The following is a 15982-nucleotide window of genomic DNA, read 5'->3' as shown; positions in this document are numbered from 1 at the left end:
AACCGGCACATCGGTGAGAGAGCGTCACCCCAAACCGGCACATCGGTGAGAGAGCGTGCTAGGGGCAGCCGCAGGACTGACGGATGATCAGCTCGGTAGGCAGGATCTGGTGTTGCAGGTCCTCCCCGCGGCCCTTCCCGACAAGTGCCCGCACGGCAGCCTGAGCCATTGCCTGGACCGGTTGCGCCACCGTGGTCAGGGCGGGCCAGCTGTATTCGGCGTCCAGCGAACCATCAAAGGACACCAACGCCATGTCTTCCGGGACGCGAACGCCGGCCTCGTGGAGGGCCCGGAGGATGCCGATGGCCTGCATGTCGTTGCTGGCGAAGATCGCGGTGGGTGGGTTGGCCATGGAGAGGAAGCGTTTGCCTACCTCGTACCCGCCGGGACGGGTGAAGGGGCTGTGCAGCATGGGACCGTCGGGCAAGCCGGCGTCGCGCAGCGAACCCATCCATCCCACTTCACGGCCGTCAAGTTGATTGCCGGTATTGGTGCCGATCGCCAGCCCGATGTTCGTGTGACCATGGCCGATCAGGTGCTCCACGGCTGCCCGCGCTCCGGACTCCAGATCCACGCCCACACTGGCGAAACCCGGGGGCGATCCTGCGTTGTTCAGGAGAACAGACGGGATTTCCGAGGCTTCCAGCTCGGTGACATCGGGGTCGAAGACGCAACTGGCCAGGAACACTCCGTCCACCTGCCGCGCAGCCAGGGTGCGGATGTTCTTGCGCTCACGGGTCAGGCTTCCATCCGAGTTGGTGAGCACCATCCCGTAGCCCAATTCCGAGGCCGCCTCTTCCACTGCGTGCGCCAGATGGGTGAAGAACGGATTGGTGTTGTCCGGCACCACAACACCAATGGTCTCGCTGGAGCCCAGTTTCAGTGCCCGCGCCGCAGCATTGGGGCGGTATCCCAGGATACGGATGGCATCGCGCACTTTGGCTTCCGTTGCCGGGGCCACGTTCTTGGGCCCACCGTTCACCACATAACTCACGACGGCGGTACTCACCCCGGCGTACCGGGCCACGTCTTTGCGTGTAACCGGGCCGCGCGAGGTTTGTACCGCCGAAGTTGTCATGAGGTAAATGCTAGCTACTCCACGGGAGCATCACCGAAGTCGCGGATGGAAAGACGCTCACCGCCGCGAAGCGCAGACTCGTGGGCGATGATTCCGGGCAGAGTAAACCGCGCCGCCACCCAGGCGTTGACCGGCGGGAGCGTGCGGTTGTTCACAGCGGTGACAAAATCGTCCACCAGGAACTGGTGGCTGCCTTCGTGTCCGTTGGGCGCCCCGAGGAATTCCTGCGGCAAGCGGGACTGATCATGCACCGGCGCCAGGCCTGAGATGAAGGCATCGCGCAGTTCCGGCGCTACGTCAGCCAAGGAGGGGTCATCCGCTGACATACTCGGTTTGGTTTCCATCTGCTCCGAGACGTCTTCAACGGTGGCCTTGTCCTGCCACACGGTGGTGGTGGCAAGTTGCTCAAAGCTGGCCTCGGTGCCGAAGAAGCGGAAGCGTGATTCCCGGATATGCGAGGGGTACCCGACGCGGCGCATCTCATTGGTGCGCATCGCACCGCCGTCGTTCATTTCGAACAGTGCCGTGGCGTTGGAGAAGTCGTTGGCGAACATGCTGACGTCCTTGTCAAAGACGCCGTCGCCCCGGTGATCCTTGACGCCGATGCAGCTCACGCTGACAGCGTGCCCAGGCACTGCGCCCAGCACGCCACCGATTGCGTGCGTCGGATAAAGCATGGGAGGGTAGCTCGCGGTTTCCTTCCAGCGCTCTCCCCCGCTGTACTGGTATGCCTCGTAGAAGCCGAGGTCCATGTCGTGGACATAGTCGCCTTCGGTGTAGAAGATCCGCCCGAATTTTCCTGCCTGGTGCTGCTGGCGGGCGAAGACCGTGGCGGGGTTGTAATAGCTGGTCTCCCCCATCGCGTAGACCAGTTTCGTCTCGCGGACGGCCTCTATGATGCGGGCTATTTCCTCTTCGGATATGGCCATGGGCACCGCTGAGTAGACGTGCTTTCCAGCACGCAAGGCCCGCTCTACCAGGGGGCCGTGAGTCCAGCGCTGCGTGAAGATGGCGACAGCATCGACGTCGGACTCCAACAGGTCCTCAAAGCTGCCCATCACACCATCAAGGCCCCAGCGTTCCTGTGCCGTTGCGGCGCGTTCGGGGAGCTCGTCAACGGCGTAAACCGCGCTGACACCGGGGTGGAGCTTGAACAAGTGGGCAAAGTGGCCGCCGAACTGCCCGACACCCACGACGCCGATCGAAAACGTCATTGTCTACCTTCCTGAGGCCGCACGCCGGCGGCTGGTTGTGATGGCCCTCACGGGATCCACCTGAGTCTTCCACCGTGATCTACACGAGTCAACTGTTAGAACAGAAATGAACATTTCGACTCAAAATATCCCGGAAGCTATTGCGTTATCCAAATCTACTCGTGTAGATTCCTATCCAGATTGTTACTCACATCACAGTCAGGAAAGGGTCGATGATGACCACGCTAACCAAGCACCCGGGGAGCGCACCGGAACGCCCACGGAAGAATCACGGACACAAAAACCAACCCGCCAAACGCAGCATGACCAGCCGCCTCGGCGACCTGAAAATCGCCCTCTTCTTCATCTTCCCGGCCCTCATCGGCTTCGTGGCGTTTTTCCTGGTCCCCACCATTCGTGGCATTTACCTCAGCTTCACCGAATACAGCATCCTTGGTGAACCCACCTGGATCGGGATCAAGAACTACACCGCGATCTTCGCCGACGAACTCTTCTGGAACGCCATGGGCGTCACCCTCCAGTACGTAGCGCTCAACATCGGTTTTCAGACAGTCATCGCCCTTGGGCTGGCCTTGCTGATGCACAGGGTGGCCAAGTCCACCTTCATCCGCGGAGCTCTGCTGCTTCCGTTCCTGGTGGCCAACGTCATCGTCGCCCTGCTCTGGTTCTGGATGCTGGACTACCAGCTGGGCATCGTCAACGAAGTGATGAGCTGGGTGGGACTCCCCCGCGTCGCCTTCTTCGGCAGCGAGCAGTGGGCCATCCCCACCATCGCCTTCGTGAACGTCTGGCGGCACATGGGCTACACGGCCCTGCTGATCTTCGCCGGCCTTCAATCCATTCCCAACCACCTCTACGAGGTAGCAAACCTCGACGGCGCGTCCCCGGCACGGACGTTCTGGAGCGTCACCATGCCGCTGCTCCGCCCCGTGTTGGTTCTCGTACTGGTGGTCACCGTGATCGGCTCCTTCCAGGTCTTTGACACCGTGGCCGTGACCACCAACGGCGGCCCCGTCAACGCCTCCCGCGTGATCCAGATGTACATCTACCAGAAAGCCTTCGGCGAATCCGATTTCGGCTACGCCTCCGCCCTGTCCGTGATCCTGTTCGTCATTCTCGCCCTGGTGGCCTTCGTGCAAATGAAGTTCCTCAAGGGCAATGAATCGGACCTGGACTAGGCCGGATAAGGACTAAGGAACTGCCATGACTACGTCAACCCTGCCTCGAAACAACCGCAAGAAGCCGCTCAACTGGCGACGCATCGGCGCCTGGGCGCTGGTCGCCGTCGCCCTCGCCGTGACCATTGCCCCGTTCCTGTGGATGCTGCGGACGGCGCTGTCCAGTAACAGTGCGCTGGCCTCCAACGCGGGAAACCTCCTCCCGGCTGACTTCAGCTGGGGCGCTTTCAAACGCGTCCTGGGCCTGCAGACCACCGAAGAAGCGATCGCTGACGGCGGATCCGGCGCAGCGATCAACTTTTGGCTCTACCTCCGGAACTCGGTGATCTTCGCCAGCATCACCACAGCCGGCCAAGTGTTCTTCAGTGCGATGGCCGCCTACGCCTTTTCACGGTTGCGCTGGCCGGGCCGGAACAAAGTGTTCGCAATCTTCCTGACCACCATGATGGTCCCGCCGATCTTCACGGCGTTGCCCAACTTCCTCATGATCAAGAACCTCGGGCTACTGAACACCATGGCCGGAATGTCATTGCCCTTCCTGTTCATGACGCCCTTCGCCATCTTCTTCCTGCGCCAGTTCTTCCTGAGCATGTCCCGCGAGGTTGAGGAAGCGGCAATGCTCGACGGCGCCAAGCACCTGCGCATCTTCTTCCAGATTGTGCTTCCCAACGCCGCAGCCCCCATCGCCACGCTGGTGCTGCTGACCTTCATCGGTCAGTGGAACGAGTACTTCTGGCCGCTGCTGGTGGGCCAGGACGAGAACGTCCGCGTACTCACCGTTGGCCTCAGCGTCTTCAAGTCCCAGTCCCCGCAGGGCGCCCTGGATTGGTCCGGGCTCATGGCCGGAACACTGGTGGCCGCGCTCCCGATCTTCCTGCTGTTCATCGCCTTCGGCAAGAAGGTAGTCAACTCCATCGGATTCTCCGGAATCAAGTAACCCGCACCCCCTGTGAAAGGTTCGTTATGAAGAAAACCCTCGGCGTCGCCGCTGCTGCCGCCGCCATCGCCCTCACCCTGTCCGCCTGTGGCGGCTCCTCTCCCGCATCGTCGGAAGCAAAGGGAGAAATCAACTACTGGCTGTGGGACGCCAACCAGCTCCCCGCCTACCAGCAATGCGCCAACGACTTCACCAAGGCCAACCCGGATATCAAGGTCAAGATCACCCAGCGCGGCTGGGACGACTACTGGACCACCCTGACCAATGGCTTCGTGGCCGGCACCGCCCCGGACGTGTTCACCAACCACCTGTCCAAGTACCCGGAGTATGCCGCCAAGAAGCAGCTGCTGTCCCTGGACGAGGCCGTGGAGAAGGACGGCATCAAACTGGACGCGTACACCAAGGGGCTCCCTGAGCTGTGGGTGGGTCAGGACGGCAAGCGCTACGGCCTTCCGAAGGACTGGGACACCGTGGGACTGTTCTACAACAAGGCCATGACGGACGCCGCCGGGATCTCCGCGGACCAGATGGCCACTTTGGATTGGAATCCCAAAGACGGCGGCAGCTACGAGAAGACCATCGCGCACCTGACCGTGGACAAGAACGGCAAGCGGGGCGACGAAGCCGGGTTCGACAAGAACAACGTAGCCACCTACGGACTGGGTCTGACGGGCAGCGGCTCGGGCCAGGGCCAGACAGAGTGGAGCTTCCTCACGGCAACCACCGGCTGGACCGCCACTGACAAGAACCCGTGGGGCAGCAAGTTCAACTACGACGACCCCCGCTTCCAGGAGACCATCGCTTGGTGGGCCGGACTGGTGGACAAGGGCTACATGCCCAAGCTCGAAACCACGGTGGGTGCGAGCATGCCGGACAGCTTCGGCGCCGGGAAGGCAGCCATCAACACCAACGGGGACTGGCTGATCGGGCAATACCAGACCTACAAGGGCATCGAAACGGCCTTCGCTCCCACCCCCAAGGGCCCTGATGGCAAGCGCGCTTCCATGTTCAACGGCCTGGCCGATTCCATCTGGGCGGGCACCAAGAACCCCGGAGCCAGCGTCAAGTGGGTTGAATACCTGGGCTCCACAGCATGCCAGGACGTGGTTGCCAGCAAGGCTGTAGTGTTCCCGGCCATCGCCAGCTCCTCCGAGATCGCTGCCAAGGCCTTTGCGGACAAGGGCACTGATGTATCCGCCTTCACCACCCATGTGAAGGACGGAACCACGTTCCTCTTCCCGATCGCTGACAAGGCGGCCAAAGTTGACGGCATCATGAAGCCTGCCATGGATGCTGTCATCTCCGGCAAGAAGCCTGCCTCCTCGTTGACCGAAGCCAACGACCAAGTGAACAACCTCTTCAAGTAGATCCTCCCGTTGCGGGGCCTGCTCTGCGCGCCATTTCCTTCGCGAAGCACGCAGAGCAGGCCCCACAACTACCTCCACCCAGCTGAAAGCGACTCACATCAATGCACCCGCTCCATCTCCGTTCCGCAGGTACCAGCCTGGTGATCAGCACACACCGCGGCGAGGCTGAGATATCCCACTGGGGAGCCGACCTGGGCGACACCCTCCCGGACCTCGCCATCCTCAACGAACCCATCGGACCGTCTTCCATCGACGCCAACGTCCCCGCCGGACTTCTCCCGCAGGCATCGTCGTCATGGCAGGGCCGCTCCGGGCTTCGCGGCCACCGCTTCACCGACGGCGTACCCGGCTTCGATTTCTCAGTACGCCTGCGCGTGGTGAGTGCGACGACGGACGGCACCACCGCCGTCGTGCTTCAGTCGGATCCCGACGCCGGCATCACGGTGACCAGCAACCTCACCTTGCACCCGGGCGGGCTCCTGGAACTGCGGCACACGGCCACCAACGACGGTACGTCCCCTTTCCAACTGGACGAGTTGGCAACGATGCTCCCGGTGGCGCCGGACGCCGTCGAACTTTTGGACCTCACCGGCCGCTGGTGCCGCGAACGCCACCCGCAACGGCGCGCCATCCAGCAGGGAACCTGGGTCCGCACCGGCCGCCATGGCCGCACCGGACACGACTCCTCTCTCCTGCTGGCCGCAGGCACCGCAGGCTTTGGCAACCGTCACGGCAAGGTCTGGGCCACCCACCTGGCGTGGAGCGGGAACCACGAGCAATTCGCGGACAATGTTGCGGACGGGCGAACCATGATCGGCGGCTCCGAACTCCTGGGACCCGCCGAGGTGGTGCTTCAACCCGGTGGCAGCTACACCACTCCTGCGCTGTTCGCGGCATACTCCGACCGCGGCCTGGATGGCATCACCGAGGCGTTTTACAGCTGGTTCCGTGCGCGCCCGCACCACATCAGCACGCCTCGCCCAGTGGTCCTCAACACCTGGGAAGCGGTCTATTTTGACCACAATCTGGAAACCCTGACCGAACTGGCCGAGTCCGCCGCGGAGCTGGGCGTTGAACGTTTCGTGCTGGACGACGGCTGGTTCCGCGGGCGCCGTGACGATCACGCCGGGTTGGGCGACTGGTTCGTGGACCAGACCGTCTGGCCCACCGGCCTGACACCGCTCATCAACGCCGTGACATCACGCGGCATGGAGTTCGGGCTGTGGGTGGAGCCGGAAATGATTAACCTTGACTCCGACATTGCCCGGGCGCATCCCGAATGGATCGTGGGACCTTCTGCTGTTTCGCACAAGGACGGTGGCCGCCTGCCCTTGGAATGGCGGCAGCAGCACGTGATCGACCTCGTCAATCCGGAGGCCTGGAACTACGTTTACGAGCGCATCGACGCCGTCCTGCGTGAAAACAACATCAGCTACCTCAAATGGGACCAGAACCGCGACCTTCTGGAGCATGGTCACGCCGGTCGCGCTTCGGTCCATGAGCAAACCCTGGCCGCCTACAGGCTTTTCGATGCGCTCCGCACGGCACACCCGGGCGTTGAGATCGAGAGCTGCTCCTCAGGGGGCGGACGGGTGGACCTCGGCATCCTCGAGCGGACCGACCGTGTATGGGCGTCGGACTGCAATGATGCTCTGGAGCGTCAGACCATTCAGCGCTGGACCGGCATGGTTGTTCCGCCGGAACTGGTGGGTGGGCACATCGGTCCCACCACGTCACACACAACCGCCCGCACGCACGATCTTTCGTTCCGGGCCATCACGGCCTTATTCGGTCATTTCGGCATGGAGTGGGACGTCCGCTCCGTGAAGGGGGCCCAGCGGGAGGAACTCAAGCGCTTCATCGCCTTGTACAAGGAACACCGCGGTCTGATCCACAGTGGACGAATGGTCCGCGCCGATGTGGCGGACGAGTCACTGATGGTGCACGGCGTTGTGGCGGACACTCACGACGGCGGCACGCCCGCAGGTGCCACGGCTGCACTTTTCGCTGTGGTCAAGACGCGCACAGGGTTTGCCGAGCACGTAGGACGGGTGGCAATTCCCGGACTGGATCCGTCCCGTTCCTATCGGGTGGAGGCGATCTTCCCGTCGCCGGGAGACGCCGACTACGGGCACACGTTCATCGAAGCCAAGCCCGCGCCGTGGTTGGGTAACGGCGCCACAGCAACGGGTCGGTTCCTGGGCGAAGTGGGGCTCCCAATGCCTGTCATGCATCCGGAACACGCCATCGTGCTGCGGTTCACTGCCCTCTGACCCTCTCTCACCTTCCGGCGCGTTTCGGGAGACCCTCTCTCACCTTCCGGCGCGTTTCGGGAGACCCTCTCTCACCTTCCGGCGCGTTTCGGGAGACCCTCTCTCACCTTCCGAGGGTCTCCCTGGAACGCTCTGCCACTTTAAAGCGCGTCAGCCAGGTAGTCGATGGCCAATTTGTAGCCGAGCACTCCCGCTCCAACGATGATCGCCGTGCAGACGCCCGACAGGTACGAGTGATGGCGAAACTCTTCACGCTGGTGAACGTTGGTGATGTGAACCTCGACGGCGGGCAGCTGCACGGCGGCCAAGGCGTCGCGAAGAGCCACCGACGTATGTGTGTAGGCTCCGGCGTTGATCACAATCCCGACGGCGGTACCTCGGGCTGCATGGATGGCGTCGAGGAGATCTCCTTCGTGGTTGGACTGAACGCAGTCCACAGTAAATCCATGGGCAACTGCCGCGGTCATGGCCAGTTGCTCAACATCGGCCAACGTGGACGTGCCGTACTTTTCGGGCTCACGTGTACCCAGCAGGTTCAAGTTGGGGCCGTTGATCACAAGAATGGTGCCGCGACCAGCTTCGGTGGCGGGGGTGGCTTCAGTCATGGCTCCCAATCTATAGCTGCAGCCGGGCGTCCGGGAATCACGCCCAAAAGGTGAGAGAGCATCGGCGCAAAACACTCACTATGTGAGAGAGGGTCCCCCGAAACACCCCCAAAGGTGAGAGAGGGTCTCCCCAAATACCCCCAAAGGTGAGAGAGGGTCTCCCCAAACACCCCCAAAGGTGAGAGAGGGTTCGTTACTTGCGGGTGCACTGACCGGCCGAGACCGGACTGCTGAGGCCGGGAGCCTGCGCGGCGACGGGCTCCAGGTCCGCCATGGTCAGGGCAAAGCCAAGGGCGGCATCGGTGGTGGTCTTCGCGAAGATCAAGCCGGCCACTTCTCCCTGCATGGTCAGCAGCGGGCCACCGGAGTTGCCCGGCTGGACGTCACCAGCCAGCTTGTAAACCAATTCCGGCGACGGGTTATTGCCATAAATGTCCGGAACCAGGATGGTTGAAATTCCCTGCACGCTGGCCGGTTTCGACTGGAACGGACCGCCGTGCGGGTACCCGGCGAACGCGGCCGGACTCCCGGCCGGGAGGTCGGCGCTGAGGGGAAGCGGGCTGGACTGCAGGCCATCCACGGCCAAAACTGCGATGTCCCGCTGGGAGTCGAAGTAGACAACCCGACCCGGCAACGCACCGCCGTCGGGAACTTCCACAACAGGCTGCGACACGCCCGCCACGACGTGGGCATTGGTGACGACGCGCCCGGGTGAGACCACGAATCCGGAGCCCGTCTGGTTCTGGCCACATTCGAATGCGGTTCCGGCAATTTTGAGGACCGATTCGGCAGCTTGGTTCAACGCCGGAGTATCGGTCGACTCGTTGGGTACGGGCACAGGCGTCACGGGTCCGATGCCCTCGATGAGCTGGGGAATTCCTCCACCAATCACAGTGGACCGCAGCTGCGCCATTGTGCTCTTGACGGGCGTGGGCGTGATGTTGTCGATATAGCGGATCACACGGGACTCGGCCAACTGCTGCGAAACAAACGGCACACCCAGCGAACTGATGCTGAACGCCAGCATGGACATCACCAGCGCAGCCACCACCACGCTCACCACGCCGCCGATCAGCCTGTCCACCGCGTGCAGCGGCTTGATCCGCACAGCGTGGCGGATTTTGCGTCCGATCATGGTTCCCAGCCCATGGCCCAGGGCGATAAGCACGACGGCGGCGCCCACCGTGGCGGTCAGCCTCCAGCCGCTGTCGGTCACCCAACCGCTGACCAAGGGAACGGCGACGAAAGCCGCGATGGCTCCGACCACAAATCCGGCAATTCCACCCAATGTGACCATAAAGCCGTTGCGCAGGCCATAGATCAGGTAGGACAGCAGCATCAAGATCAATGCCAAATCCAATATCGTCAAGCCAAACACCAATGCTCCTCATAGCCGGGTAGCGCCAATTCTAGATGTTGACCCTGACAGCAAACCGTTAGTCCGGTCACGATCCGGAGCTGCTTAATACCCGTTTGAGGACCGCCAACAGGCCTTGGATCGCCTTAAACCCGCGTCGTTTCAGCGTTTCACGTGCCAAGTACGTCACAGAAGCCCAAAAATTCTGAAACAATGGCTGGAGCGCCACGACCGAAACTTATATTCAGGAGATTTCATGGACATCGAGGTATTGCGCCGCGCGCCCCTCTTCGCCACCCTTGACGACGACGCATTCCGCTTGCTGACGGACGAACTCACCGAGGTGGACCTCTCACGTGGGGCATCGGTGTTCCGCGAAGGCGACCAGGGTGACCAGCTCTACTTCATCGTTTCCGGCAAGGTGAAGCTCGGCCGCACCTCCCCCGATGGCCGCGAGTCCCTGCTGGCCATCCTCGGCCCGGGTGAGCTCTTCGGCGAGATGGCCCTGTTCGACCCCAGCCCGCGCACCGCCACGGCCACCGCCGTCTCGGAGACCCGCCTGGCCGGCCTCAAGAACGAAAGCCTCAACGCGCTGCTCCGCACGCGCCCCGAGGTTTCGGCGCAGCTGCTGCAGGCCCTGGCCCGCCGCCTCCGCCGCACCAACGATTCACTGTCTGACCTCGTCTTCTCGGACGTTCCGGGCCGTGTTGCCAAGGCTCTTCTGGACCTGGCAGACCGCTTCGGTCGTCCGGCTACCGACGGCGTCCTGGTTGCCCACGAACTGACGCAGGAAGAACTGGCCCAACTGGTGGGCGCTTCCCGCGAAACCGTGAACAAGGCACTGGCCGAGTTCGTTCAGCGCGGATGGCTCCGCCTGGAAGCCCGTGCCGTGGTCATCCTGGACATGCAGCGCCTCCGCCAGCGTTCGCGCTAAACAGCCAACAGAAAAGCCGCCCCGGCAAACCGGGGCGGCTTTTTTGCGTTCCATGCCTTCATCGGTGAGAGAGCGATCCCCCACAACCGACGATCGGTGAGAGAGCGATCCCGCTCAGCGCTCCCGCTGCGGCTCGCCCGCTACGGTCCTGGCAGCTTCGACCTCGAGCATGAGGATTCCGCCCTCGTCAATGAGTTTCGCCTGGTACACGTGCGCTTTCCGCTTGTAGCTCAGGTAGGCGATGCAACCGTTGGAAGCAGCCATTTTTTCGAGCATGATTTCGGAGCCGGGAACCAGGAGTTGCCCCAGGGTGAGTCCGACGGTGTTTTGTTGGGCTACCTCGTCGCCGAGCGCCGGGGTGTCCCGGAGGGCGATGGCTTCCGCTGCGGTCACCCAGCGGCCCCACACGCCTTTGCTTCCGAGGATGCTGGGCTGCTGGTTCACCGGGACTGTCGCGGCGAAGTATCGCGTGTTGAAACGGGTGTGCGCAAAGTCCGGGCTGAGCCAGTTAACCAGGGGCTTCAGAAGGTCAGTGCGGAGGGAGAGGCCACGCTTGGAGAGCATCTCCGTGAAGGACTTCTCCTGTGCGGCCACGGCTTCACGGGCGCGCATCCAATCCACCGTGGAGTTCGACTCAACAGTGGATGTCGCATCGGGGCCGGCGAGCAGGACTCCGGTTTCTTCGAAGAGTTCGCGGATGGCACCCACCACGTGGCGGCGGGCAAGTCCGACGTCGTCTGTTCCCATGTGCTCGGCCCACTGCTGGGGCGACGGGCCCAACCAACCTACGGGGTCGTCGTCGGACGCTTCCAGGGAACCGCCCGGGAACGCGACAACGCCCAACGGCGAGGAACCTGGCCTGTAGCCAAGCCAGGTTTCCAAACCGGTGGGCGAGTCGCGCAAAAGAACTACGGATGATGCATAGCGGGCGGCCCTGGGGGTCCGCTCGCCGAGCTCAAGCCAGTTCCGTGCTGCCCCTTCGAGTTCGGGGGGCAGTACAAACAGGCGGCGGGCAAGCTGCGGCAATTGGGTGAACCGGTTCCTTAGCTGAATTCAGCAATGAGCTCGACTTCAACAGGAGAGTCGAGCGGCAGGACAGAAACGCCGACGGCGGAGCGTGCGTGCTTGCCGGCGTCGCCAAAGACCTGGCCGAGGAGTTCGGATGCACCGTTGATGACGCCGGGCTGGCCGGTGAAGGTGGGTTCAGAGGAGACGAAACCGACAACTTTCACGATGCGGGTGACGCGGTCCAGATCGCCAATGACGCTCTTGACTGCGGCGAGGGCGTTGATGGCGCAGATCGCGGCGTAGCGCTTGGCGTCCTCGGGATCAACGGTGGGCTCGTCGGAGGTGCCCAATTCGCCGAGGGAGACCTTGCCCGTAGCTTCGAGTTTGCCGTTAATAAAAGGCAACTGTCCGGACGTGTAAACGTAGTTGCCGGACACGATGGCCGGCACGTAGTCAGCCACCGGCGCGGCGACCTCAGGGAGGGTCAGCCCGAGCTCAGCCAAGCGCTGCTCCACAGCTGATGTGGGGGCGCCGGATTCCGCGGGAGACGTGGTTTCTGCGGGGGTGGTCATGGTTACTGCTTCTCCCTCTTCAGGTATGCAACAAGGCCTTTGCCATCGGGGCCACCGACGACCTGGACAAGCTCCCAGCCGTCTTCGCCCCACTGGTCCAGGATCTGCTTCGTGGCGTGAATAATGAGCGGAATCGTGGCGTACTCCCATTTGGTCATGACAGAAAGCCTAGCCCTTGCCGGTAAAGTGGAAAACATGGTGACTCGCAAGAACCCACTATTCGACACTGCCACCACCCTCGGAAAGATTCTAGGCTTCCTTGGTGTGAGCGCGATTTGTGGCGTCCTCGTGGCGGGCCTTTTGGTCCCCGCGGCCGCCGTTTCGGGCAGTGCCGCCAGTGGTTCAATCCAGTTCTTTGACACTCTGCCGGCGGAACTCCAGGTGGATCCGCCCAGTCAGAACACAACGATCCTGGCGAAGGACGGTTCGCCGATCGCCTCGATCTATGCGGAGAACCGGACCAAGGTTCCGCTGGATTCGATGAGCCCCTTCATCAAGGACGCTGTCATCGCGATCGAAGACAGCCGTTTCTACGAGCACGGCGGCATTGACACCACCGGCATCATGCGAGCCATCGTGAGCACCGCCCGCGGAAACAAGCAGGGCGCTTCCACCATTACGCAGCAGTACGTCAACAACGTCATCAACGAGTCACTGGTGGCTGCTGACAGGGAAGAAGATGTCAAGCTCAACGGTGGCGGCAAGGGCGTGGGCGACAAGCTCCGCGAAATGAAGCTTGCCATCGCCTTGGAAAAGAAGTTCTCCAAGGAGCAGATCCTTGAGGGCTACCTCAACATCGTGTTCTTCAACCGTGACGCTTACGGAATCGAAGCCGCATCCAAGTTCTTCTTCAGCACCACGGCGAAGGACCTGACGCTTCCGCAGGCTGCCCTCCTGGCCGGGCTGGTGAACAGCCCTTCGGCTTTCGATCCCATTGCGAACCCGGACAACGCGCAGAAGCGCCGCGACCTTGTCCTCGCAGCCATGGTAAACCAGGGCAAGATTACCCAGGCTGAGTACGACGAAGCCGTAGCTACCCCGGTCACCACGAAGGTCACGCCGGCCCGTCAGGGTTGTGCCTACGCCACCATGGCTCCGTACTTCTGCGACTACGTCCTGCACCTTCTTTTCAACAACCCGGCGTATGGCGACACCACGGAAGAGCGCATCAAGCGCGTCCAGCGTGGCGGCCTCACCATCCAGACCACTCTCGATCCGACCGCCCAGACCGTTGCCCAGCAGCAGGTTGATGCCACGGCGGGTGCCAATCCGGACAAGTGGGGCGCGTCCATCACGTCTGTCCAGCCGGGTACAGGCCAGATCGTCAGCATGGCCCAGAACACCGTGTGGCTCCCTCAAGAGGGCAAGTTCGATCAGACCCAGAACTTCAATGTCGATGTGCTCGACGCCAATGGCAATGACCTCAACGGCATTGGTGGCTTCCAGCCGGGCTCAACGATGAAACCGTTCACGTTCGCCCAGTGGCTGAACGAGGGCAAGTCAATGAACACCACCATCAACGCTTCCCGGCGGACGTATCAACAGAATTTCCCGTGGCGCAATACCTGCCCCACTCCGGTAAATGGTTTCTACGACAAGAGCGTGCCAGGAAGTTTCGACCTCCAGAACTCTGATGAGGGTTACTACCGAAACATGACCGTCTTGTACGGCCTCATGAACTCCATCAACACCGCGACGTTTGCTTCGGCATCCCAGGTGGACCTCTGTGGCATCCAGGGGATCGTTGATGCCACCGGTATCCACGGCGGACTCCCGGTCCGCGACGAAACGGGCAAGGTCACTGATCCGAACCCCAAGGTCACCATGACCACGTTGTCCAACCTGATCGGCGCCACCCAGACTGCCCCGCTGACCATGGCTGCTGCTTTCGCCACCTTCGCCGCTGACGGCAAGTACTGCGAGCCGATTGCCATCACATCGGTCAAGGACCAGTCGGGCGCTGAGCTGCCCGCCCAGTCCTCCAACTGCAAGGATGCGGTAAAGCCCGAAGTTGCCCGGGGTGTCGCGTATGCCATGCAGGAAGTACTGAACGCAGGCTCGGGTTCATTGATCCGCCCGGCGCTGTCCACCCGGAATAACTTCCCGGTCGCCGCGAAGACCGGTACCAACGACTCCAACGGTTCCACGTGGGTTGTTGGCTACACCACGGGTTTGGCGACAGCGTCCTGGTTCGGTGACCCGCTCGGTGATCAGCTCCGGCCCGGCCGCAACCTGACTGTCAACGGCAAGTTCTACCAGTCCATTGACGGTTACATGATTGCCGGTCCGCAGTTCACCAACTACATGCTGTCAGTTGCGCCGGCCTACGGGACAAACCCGTTCCAGCAGCCGCCGTCCAACCTGCTGGGTACGGCAGCCCCGCAACGGAACACCACGCCGGCTCCCACCACGCAGAACCCGGCGCCGTCCACCGGCAACAGCGGCAATGGAAACAATGGCAATAACGGCAACGGCAACAACGATAAGGACTAAGCATGTCCTTCCGTGATTCACTGGCAAACCGCGTCCGCACCGTCGGGCGCGGTTTCGCCGTCACTACAGCCGTTGGCGCAACGGCAGGTGCCGCGGCAGCTGCCTACGGCTGGTGGGAGAAGGACCAGTTCGAGGTCCGCCACGAGACGCTCCCCATCCTTCCCGAAGGTTCTGATCCGTTTCGTGTCCTGCACCTGAGCGATATCCACTTCGTCCCGGGCCAGGACAAGAAGGCCGAGTGGCTCCAGTCACTTGCCGATCTGAAACCTGACCTTGTGGTCAACACAGGCGACAACCTCAGCCACGCGAAGGCCATCGATCCATTAGTTCAGGCGCTACGTCCCCTGATGGAGTACCCAGGCGTCTTCGTGCCGGGATCCAACGACTACTACGCGCCGCGGATCAAGAACCCTGCCGGATATTTCCGGGGGCCTTCGCAGCTAAAGACCGAACCCATCAAGCTCGACTGGCCCAAGCTCCGGTCAGCGTTCGGCATGGGCGGCTGGATTGACCTCACCAACCGGGCCCAGTCTGTGGTGCTGAAGGGGCTCCGTTTCGATTTCTCCGGCATCGATGATCCCCACCTCAAACGGGAACGCTACGCGGGCTGGCCCCGCGGCACCGTGAATCAGGACGCACGGCCGCATCTCAAAGTTGCTGTGATCCACGCTCCGTACCAGCGCGTGCTGGACCACTTCACCGAAGCTGGGGCAGACCTGATCCTGGCCGGCCACACCCACGGTGGCCAAATCTGCATCCCCGGTTACGGAGCCCTGGTCTCCAACTGCGACCTCCCCACGTGGCGCGCCAGGGGCCTCCACGACTGGGAAAGCGACAGCTTTACGACGCCGGTGAACGTCTCGGGCGGCATCGGCACCTCGCGCTTCGCTCCGGTCCGCATCGCTTGCCGCCCGGAAGCAGTACTGCTCACGCTCACGGCACGCGGCTAAACACGGAGCAATCATT

The 15982-nt window shown here is 62.4% G+C and carries 14 protein-coding genes; 7 read left to right on the top strand and 7 right to left on the bottom strand.

The features are described 5' to 3' along the window. Positions 1 to 58: 58 nt before the first annotated feature. Positions 59 to 1078 carry a LacI family DNA-binding transcriptional regulator gene (locus BLW08_RS19770; protein WP_091327480.1) on the bottom strand — a complete coding sequence of 340 codons (1020 nt, stop codon included), beginning with the start codon at positions 1076 to 1078 and terminating at the stop codon, positions 59 to 61. A 14-nt stretch (positions 1079 to 1092) separates the two neighbouring features. Next, positions 1093 to 2292, bottom strand: coding sequence for a Gfo/Idh/MocA family protein (locus tag BLW08_RS19765; protein WP_091327478.1), 1200 nt, complete (start codon positions 2290 to 2292; stop codon positions 1093 to 1095). A 302-nt stretch (positions 2293 to 2594) separates the two neighbouring features. On the opposite strand from BLW08_RS19765, the gene BLW08_RS19760 reads away from it, so the two are divergent. The 4 genes from BLW08_RS19760 to BLW08_RS19745 all read left to right on the top strand — a co-directional run bounded on the left by BLW08_RS19760 (position 2595) and on the right by BLW08_RS19745 (position 8047). Further along, entirely contained in the window at positions 2595 to 3470 is an 876-nt protein-coding gene (locus BLW08_RS19760) for a carbohydrate ABC transporter permease (RefSeq protein ID WP_090818984.1), read from the top strand. A gap of 25 nt (positions 3471 to 3495) precedes the next feature. Then, a complete protein-coding gene (locus tag BLW08_RS19755; RefSeq protein WP_090816648.1) occupies positions 3496 to 4407 on the top strand; it encodes a carbohydrate ABC transporter permease in 912 nt (303 codons plus the stop codon). A 26-nt stretch (positions 4408 to 4433) separates the two neighbouring features. After that, entirely contained in the window at positions 4434 to 5774 is a 1341-nt protein-coding gene (locus BLW08_RS19750) for an ABC transporter substrate-binding protein (RefSeq protein ID WP_090816645.1), read from the top strand. A 101-nt stretch (positions 5775 to 5875) separates the two neighbouring features. Further along, a complete protein-coding gene (locus BLW08_RS19745) occupies positions 5876 to 8047 on the top strand; it encodes an alpha-galactosidase (RefSeq protein ID WP_091327476.1) in 2172 nt (723 codons plus the stop codon). A 140-nt stretch (positions 8048 to 8187) separates the two neighbouring features. Here BLW08_RS19745 and aroQ read toward each other — a convergent pair whose 3' ends face one another. Together aroQ and BLW08_RS19735 are read right to left on the bottom strand one after the other, a co-directional pair. Beyond that, the gene (gene aroQ / locus BLW08_RS19740) at positions 8188 to 8652 is read right to left on the bottom strand and encodes a type II 3-dehydroquinate dehydratase (protein WP_090816639.1); all 465 of its coding nucleotides are present in this window, start codon (positions 8650 to 8652) and stop codon (positions 8188 to 8190) included. Between the two features lie 193 nt (positions 8653 to 8845). After that, positions 8846 to 10030 carry a MarP family serine protease gene (locus BLW08_RS19735; protein ID WP_090816636.1) on the bottom strand — a complete coding sequence of 395 codons (1185 nt, stop codon included), beginning with the start codon at positions 10028 to 10030 and terminating at the stop codon, positions 8846 to 8848. A gap of 235 nt (positions 10031 to 10265) precedes the next feature. Here BLW08_RS19735 and BLW08_RS19730 point away from each other — a divergent pair, with 235 nt between their 5' ends. Continuing rightward, positions 10266 to 10943 carry a Crp/Fnr family transcriptional regulator gene (locus tag BLW08_RS19730; protein ID WP_011775987.1) on the top strand — a complete coding sequence of 226 codons (678 nt, stop codon included), beginning with the start codon at positions 10266 to 10268 and terminating at the stop codon, positions 10941 to 10943. Positions 10944 to 11057: 114 nt separating this feature from the next. Here the strand turns inward: BLW08_RS19730 and BLW08_RS19725 are convergent, their stop codons facing one another. The 3 genes from BLW08_RS19725 to BLW08_RS19715 are packed head-to-tail and all read right to left on the bottom strand — an operon-like array spanning position 11058 to position 12681. Continuing rightward, positions 11058 to 11969 carry an NUDIX hydrolase gene (locus BLW08_RS19725; protein ID WP_090816633.1) on the bottom strand — a complete coding sequence of 304 codons (912 nt, stop codon included), beginning with the start codon at positions 11967 to 11969 and terminating at the stop codon, positions 11058 to 11060. A gap of 17 nt (positions 11970 to 11986) precedes the next feature. Then, a complete protein-coding gene (locus BLW08_RS19720; protein WP_090816630.1) occupies positions 11987 to 12523 on the bottom strand; it encodes a RidA family protein in 537 nt (178 codons plus the stop codon). 2 nt (positions 12524 to 12525) lie between these two features. Then, positions 12526 to 12681 (bottom strand): Sp36 family protein, encoded by a 156-nt coding sequence (locus BLW08_RS19715; protein ID WP_011775990.1) that lies wholly within the window; start codon positions 12679 to 12681, stop codon positions 12526 to 12528. On the opposite strand from BLW08_RS19715, the gene BLW08_RS19710 reads away from it, so the two are divergent. Both BLW08_RS19710 and BLW08_RS19705 read left to right on the top strand, forming a co-directional pair. After that, entirely contained in the window at positions 12680 to 15016 is a 2337-nt protein-coding gene (locus tag BLW08_RS19710; RefSeq protein WP_091327473.1) for a transglycosylase domain-containing protein, read from the top strand. The genes BLW08_RS19715 and BLW08_RS19710 overlap by 2 nt on opposite strands. Positions 15017 to 15018: 2 nt before the next feature. Continuing rightward, positions 15019 to 15966, top strand: a complete 948-nt coding sequence (locus BLW08_RS19705) for a metallophosphoesterase (protein WP_091327471.1) — start codon at positions 15019 to 15021, stop codon at positions 15964 to 15966. The last annotated feature ends 16 nt before the right edge of the window (positions 15967 to 15982 follow it).

It is taken from the genome of Arthrobacter sp. cf158, assembly GCF_900106835.1.
In the GTDB taxonomy this organism is placed as follows: Bacteria; Actinomycetota; Actinomycetes; order Actinomycetales; family Micrococcaceae; genus Arthrobacter.
The sequence above is the reverse complement of the archived record's forward strand: the minus strand, read 5'-3'. Positions and strand labels throughout refer to the sequence as shown.

Bases quoted from the DNA above. Each gene is read 5' to 3' on its own strand.
- BLW08_RS19715 (WP_011775990.1), bottom strand. From the start codon at position 12,681: ATGACCAAATGGGAGTACGCCACGATTCCGCTCATTATTCACGCCACG.
- BLW08_RS19765 (WP_091327478.1), bottom strand. From the start codon at position 2,292: ATGACGTTTTCGATCGGCGTCGTGGGTGTCGGGCAGTTCGGCGGCCAC.
- BLW08_RS19760 (WP_090818984.1), top strand. From the start codon at position 2,595: ATGACCAGCCGCCTCGGCGACCTGAAAATCGCCCTCTTCTTCATCTTC.
- aroQ (WP_090816639.1), bottom strand. From the start codon at position 8,652: ATGACTGAAGCCACCCCCGCCACCGAAGCTGGTCGCGGCACCATTCTT.
- BLW08_RS19705 (WP_091327471.1), top strand. From the start codon at position 15,019: ATGTCCTTCCGTGATTCACTGGCAAACCGCGTCCGCACCGTCGGGCGC.
- BLW08_RS19730 (WP_011775987.1), top strand. From the start codon at position 10,266: ATGGACATCGAGGTATTGCGCCGCGCGCCCCTCTTCGCCACCCTTGAC.
- BLW08_RS19755 (WP_090816648.1), top strand. From the start codon at position 3,496: ATGACTACGTCAACCCTGCCTCGAAACAACCGCAAGAAGCCGCTCAAC.
- BLW08_RS19750 (WP_090816645.1), top strand. From the start codon at position 4,434: ATGAAGAAAACCCTCGGCGTCGCCGCTGCTGCCGCCGCCATCGCCCTC.
- BLW08_RS19710 (WP_091327473.1), top strand. From the start codon at position 12,680: ATGACAGAAAGCCTAGCCCTTGCCGGTAAAGTGGAAAACATGGTGACT.
- BLW08_RS19745 (WP_091327476.1), top strand. From the start codon at position 5,876: ATGCACCCGCTCCATCTCCGTTCCGCAGGTACCAGCCTGGTGATCAGC.
- BLW08_RS19720 (WP_090816630.1), bottom strand. From the start codon at position 12,523: ATGACCACCCCCGCAGAAACCACGTCTCCCGCGGAATCCGGCGCCCCC.
- BLW08_RS19770 (WP_091327480.1), bottom strand. From the start codon at position 1,078: ATGACAACTTCGGCGGTACAAACCTCGCGCGGCCCGGTTACACGCAAA.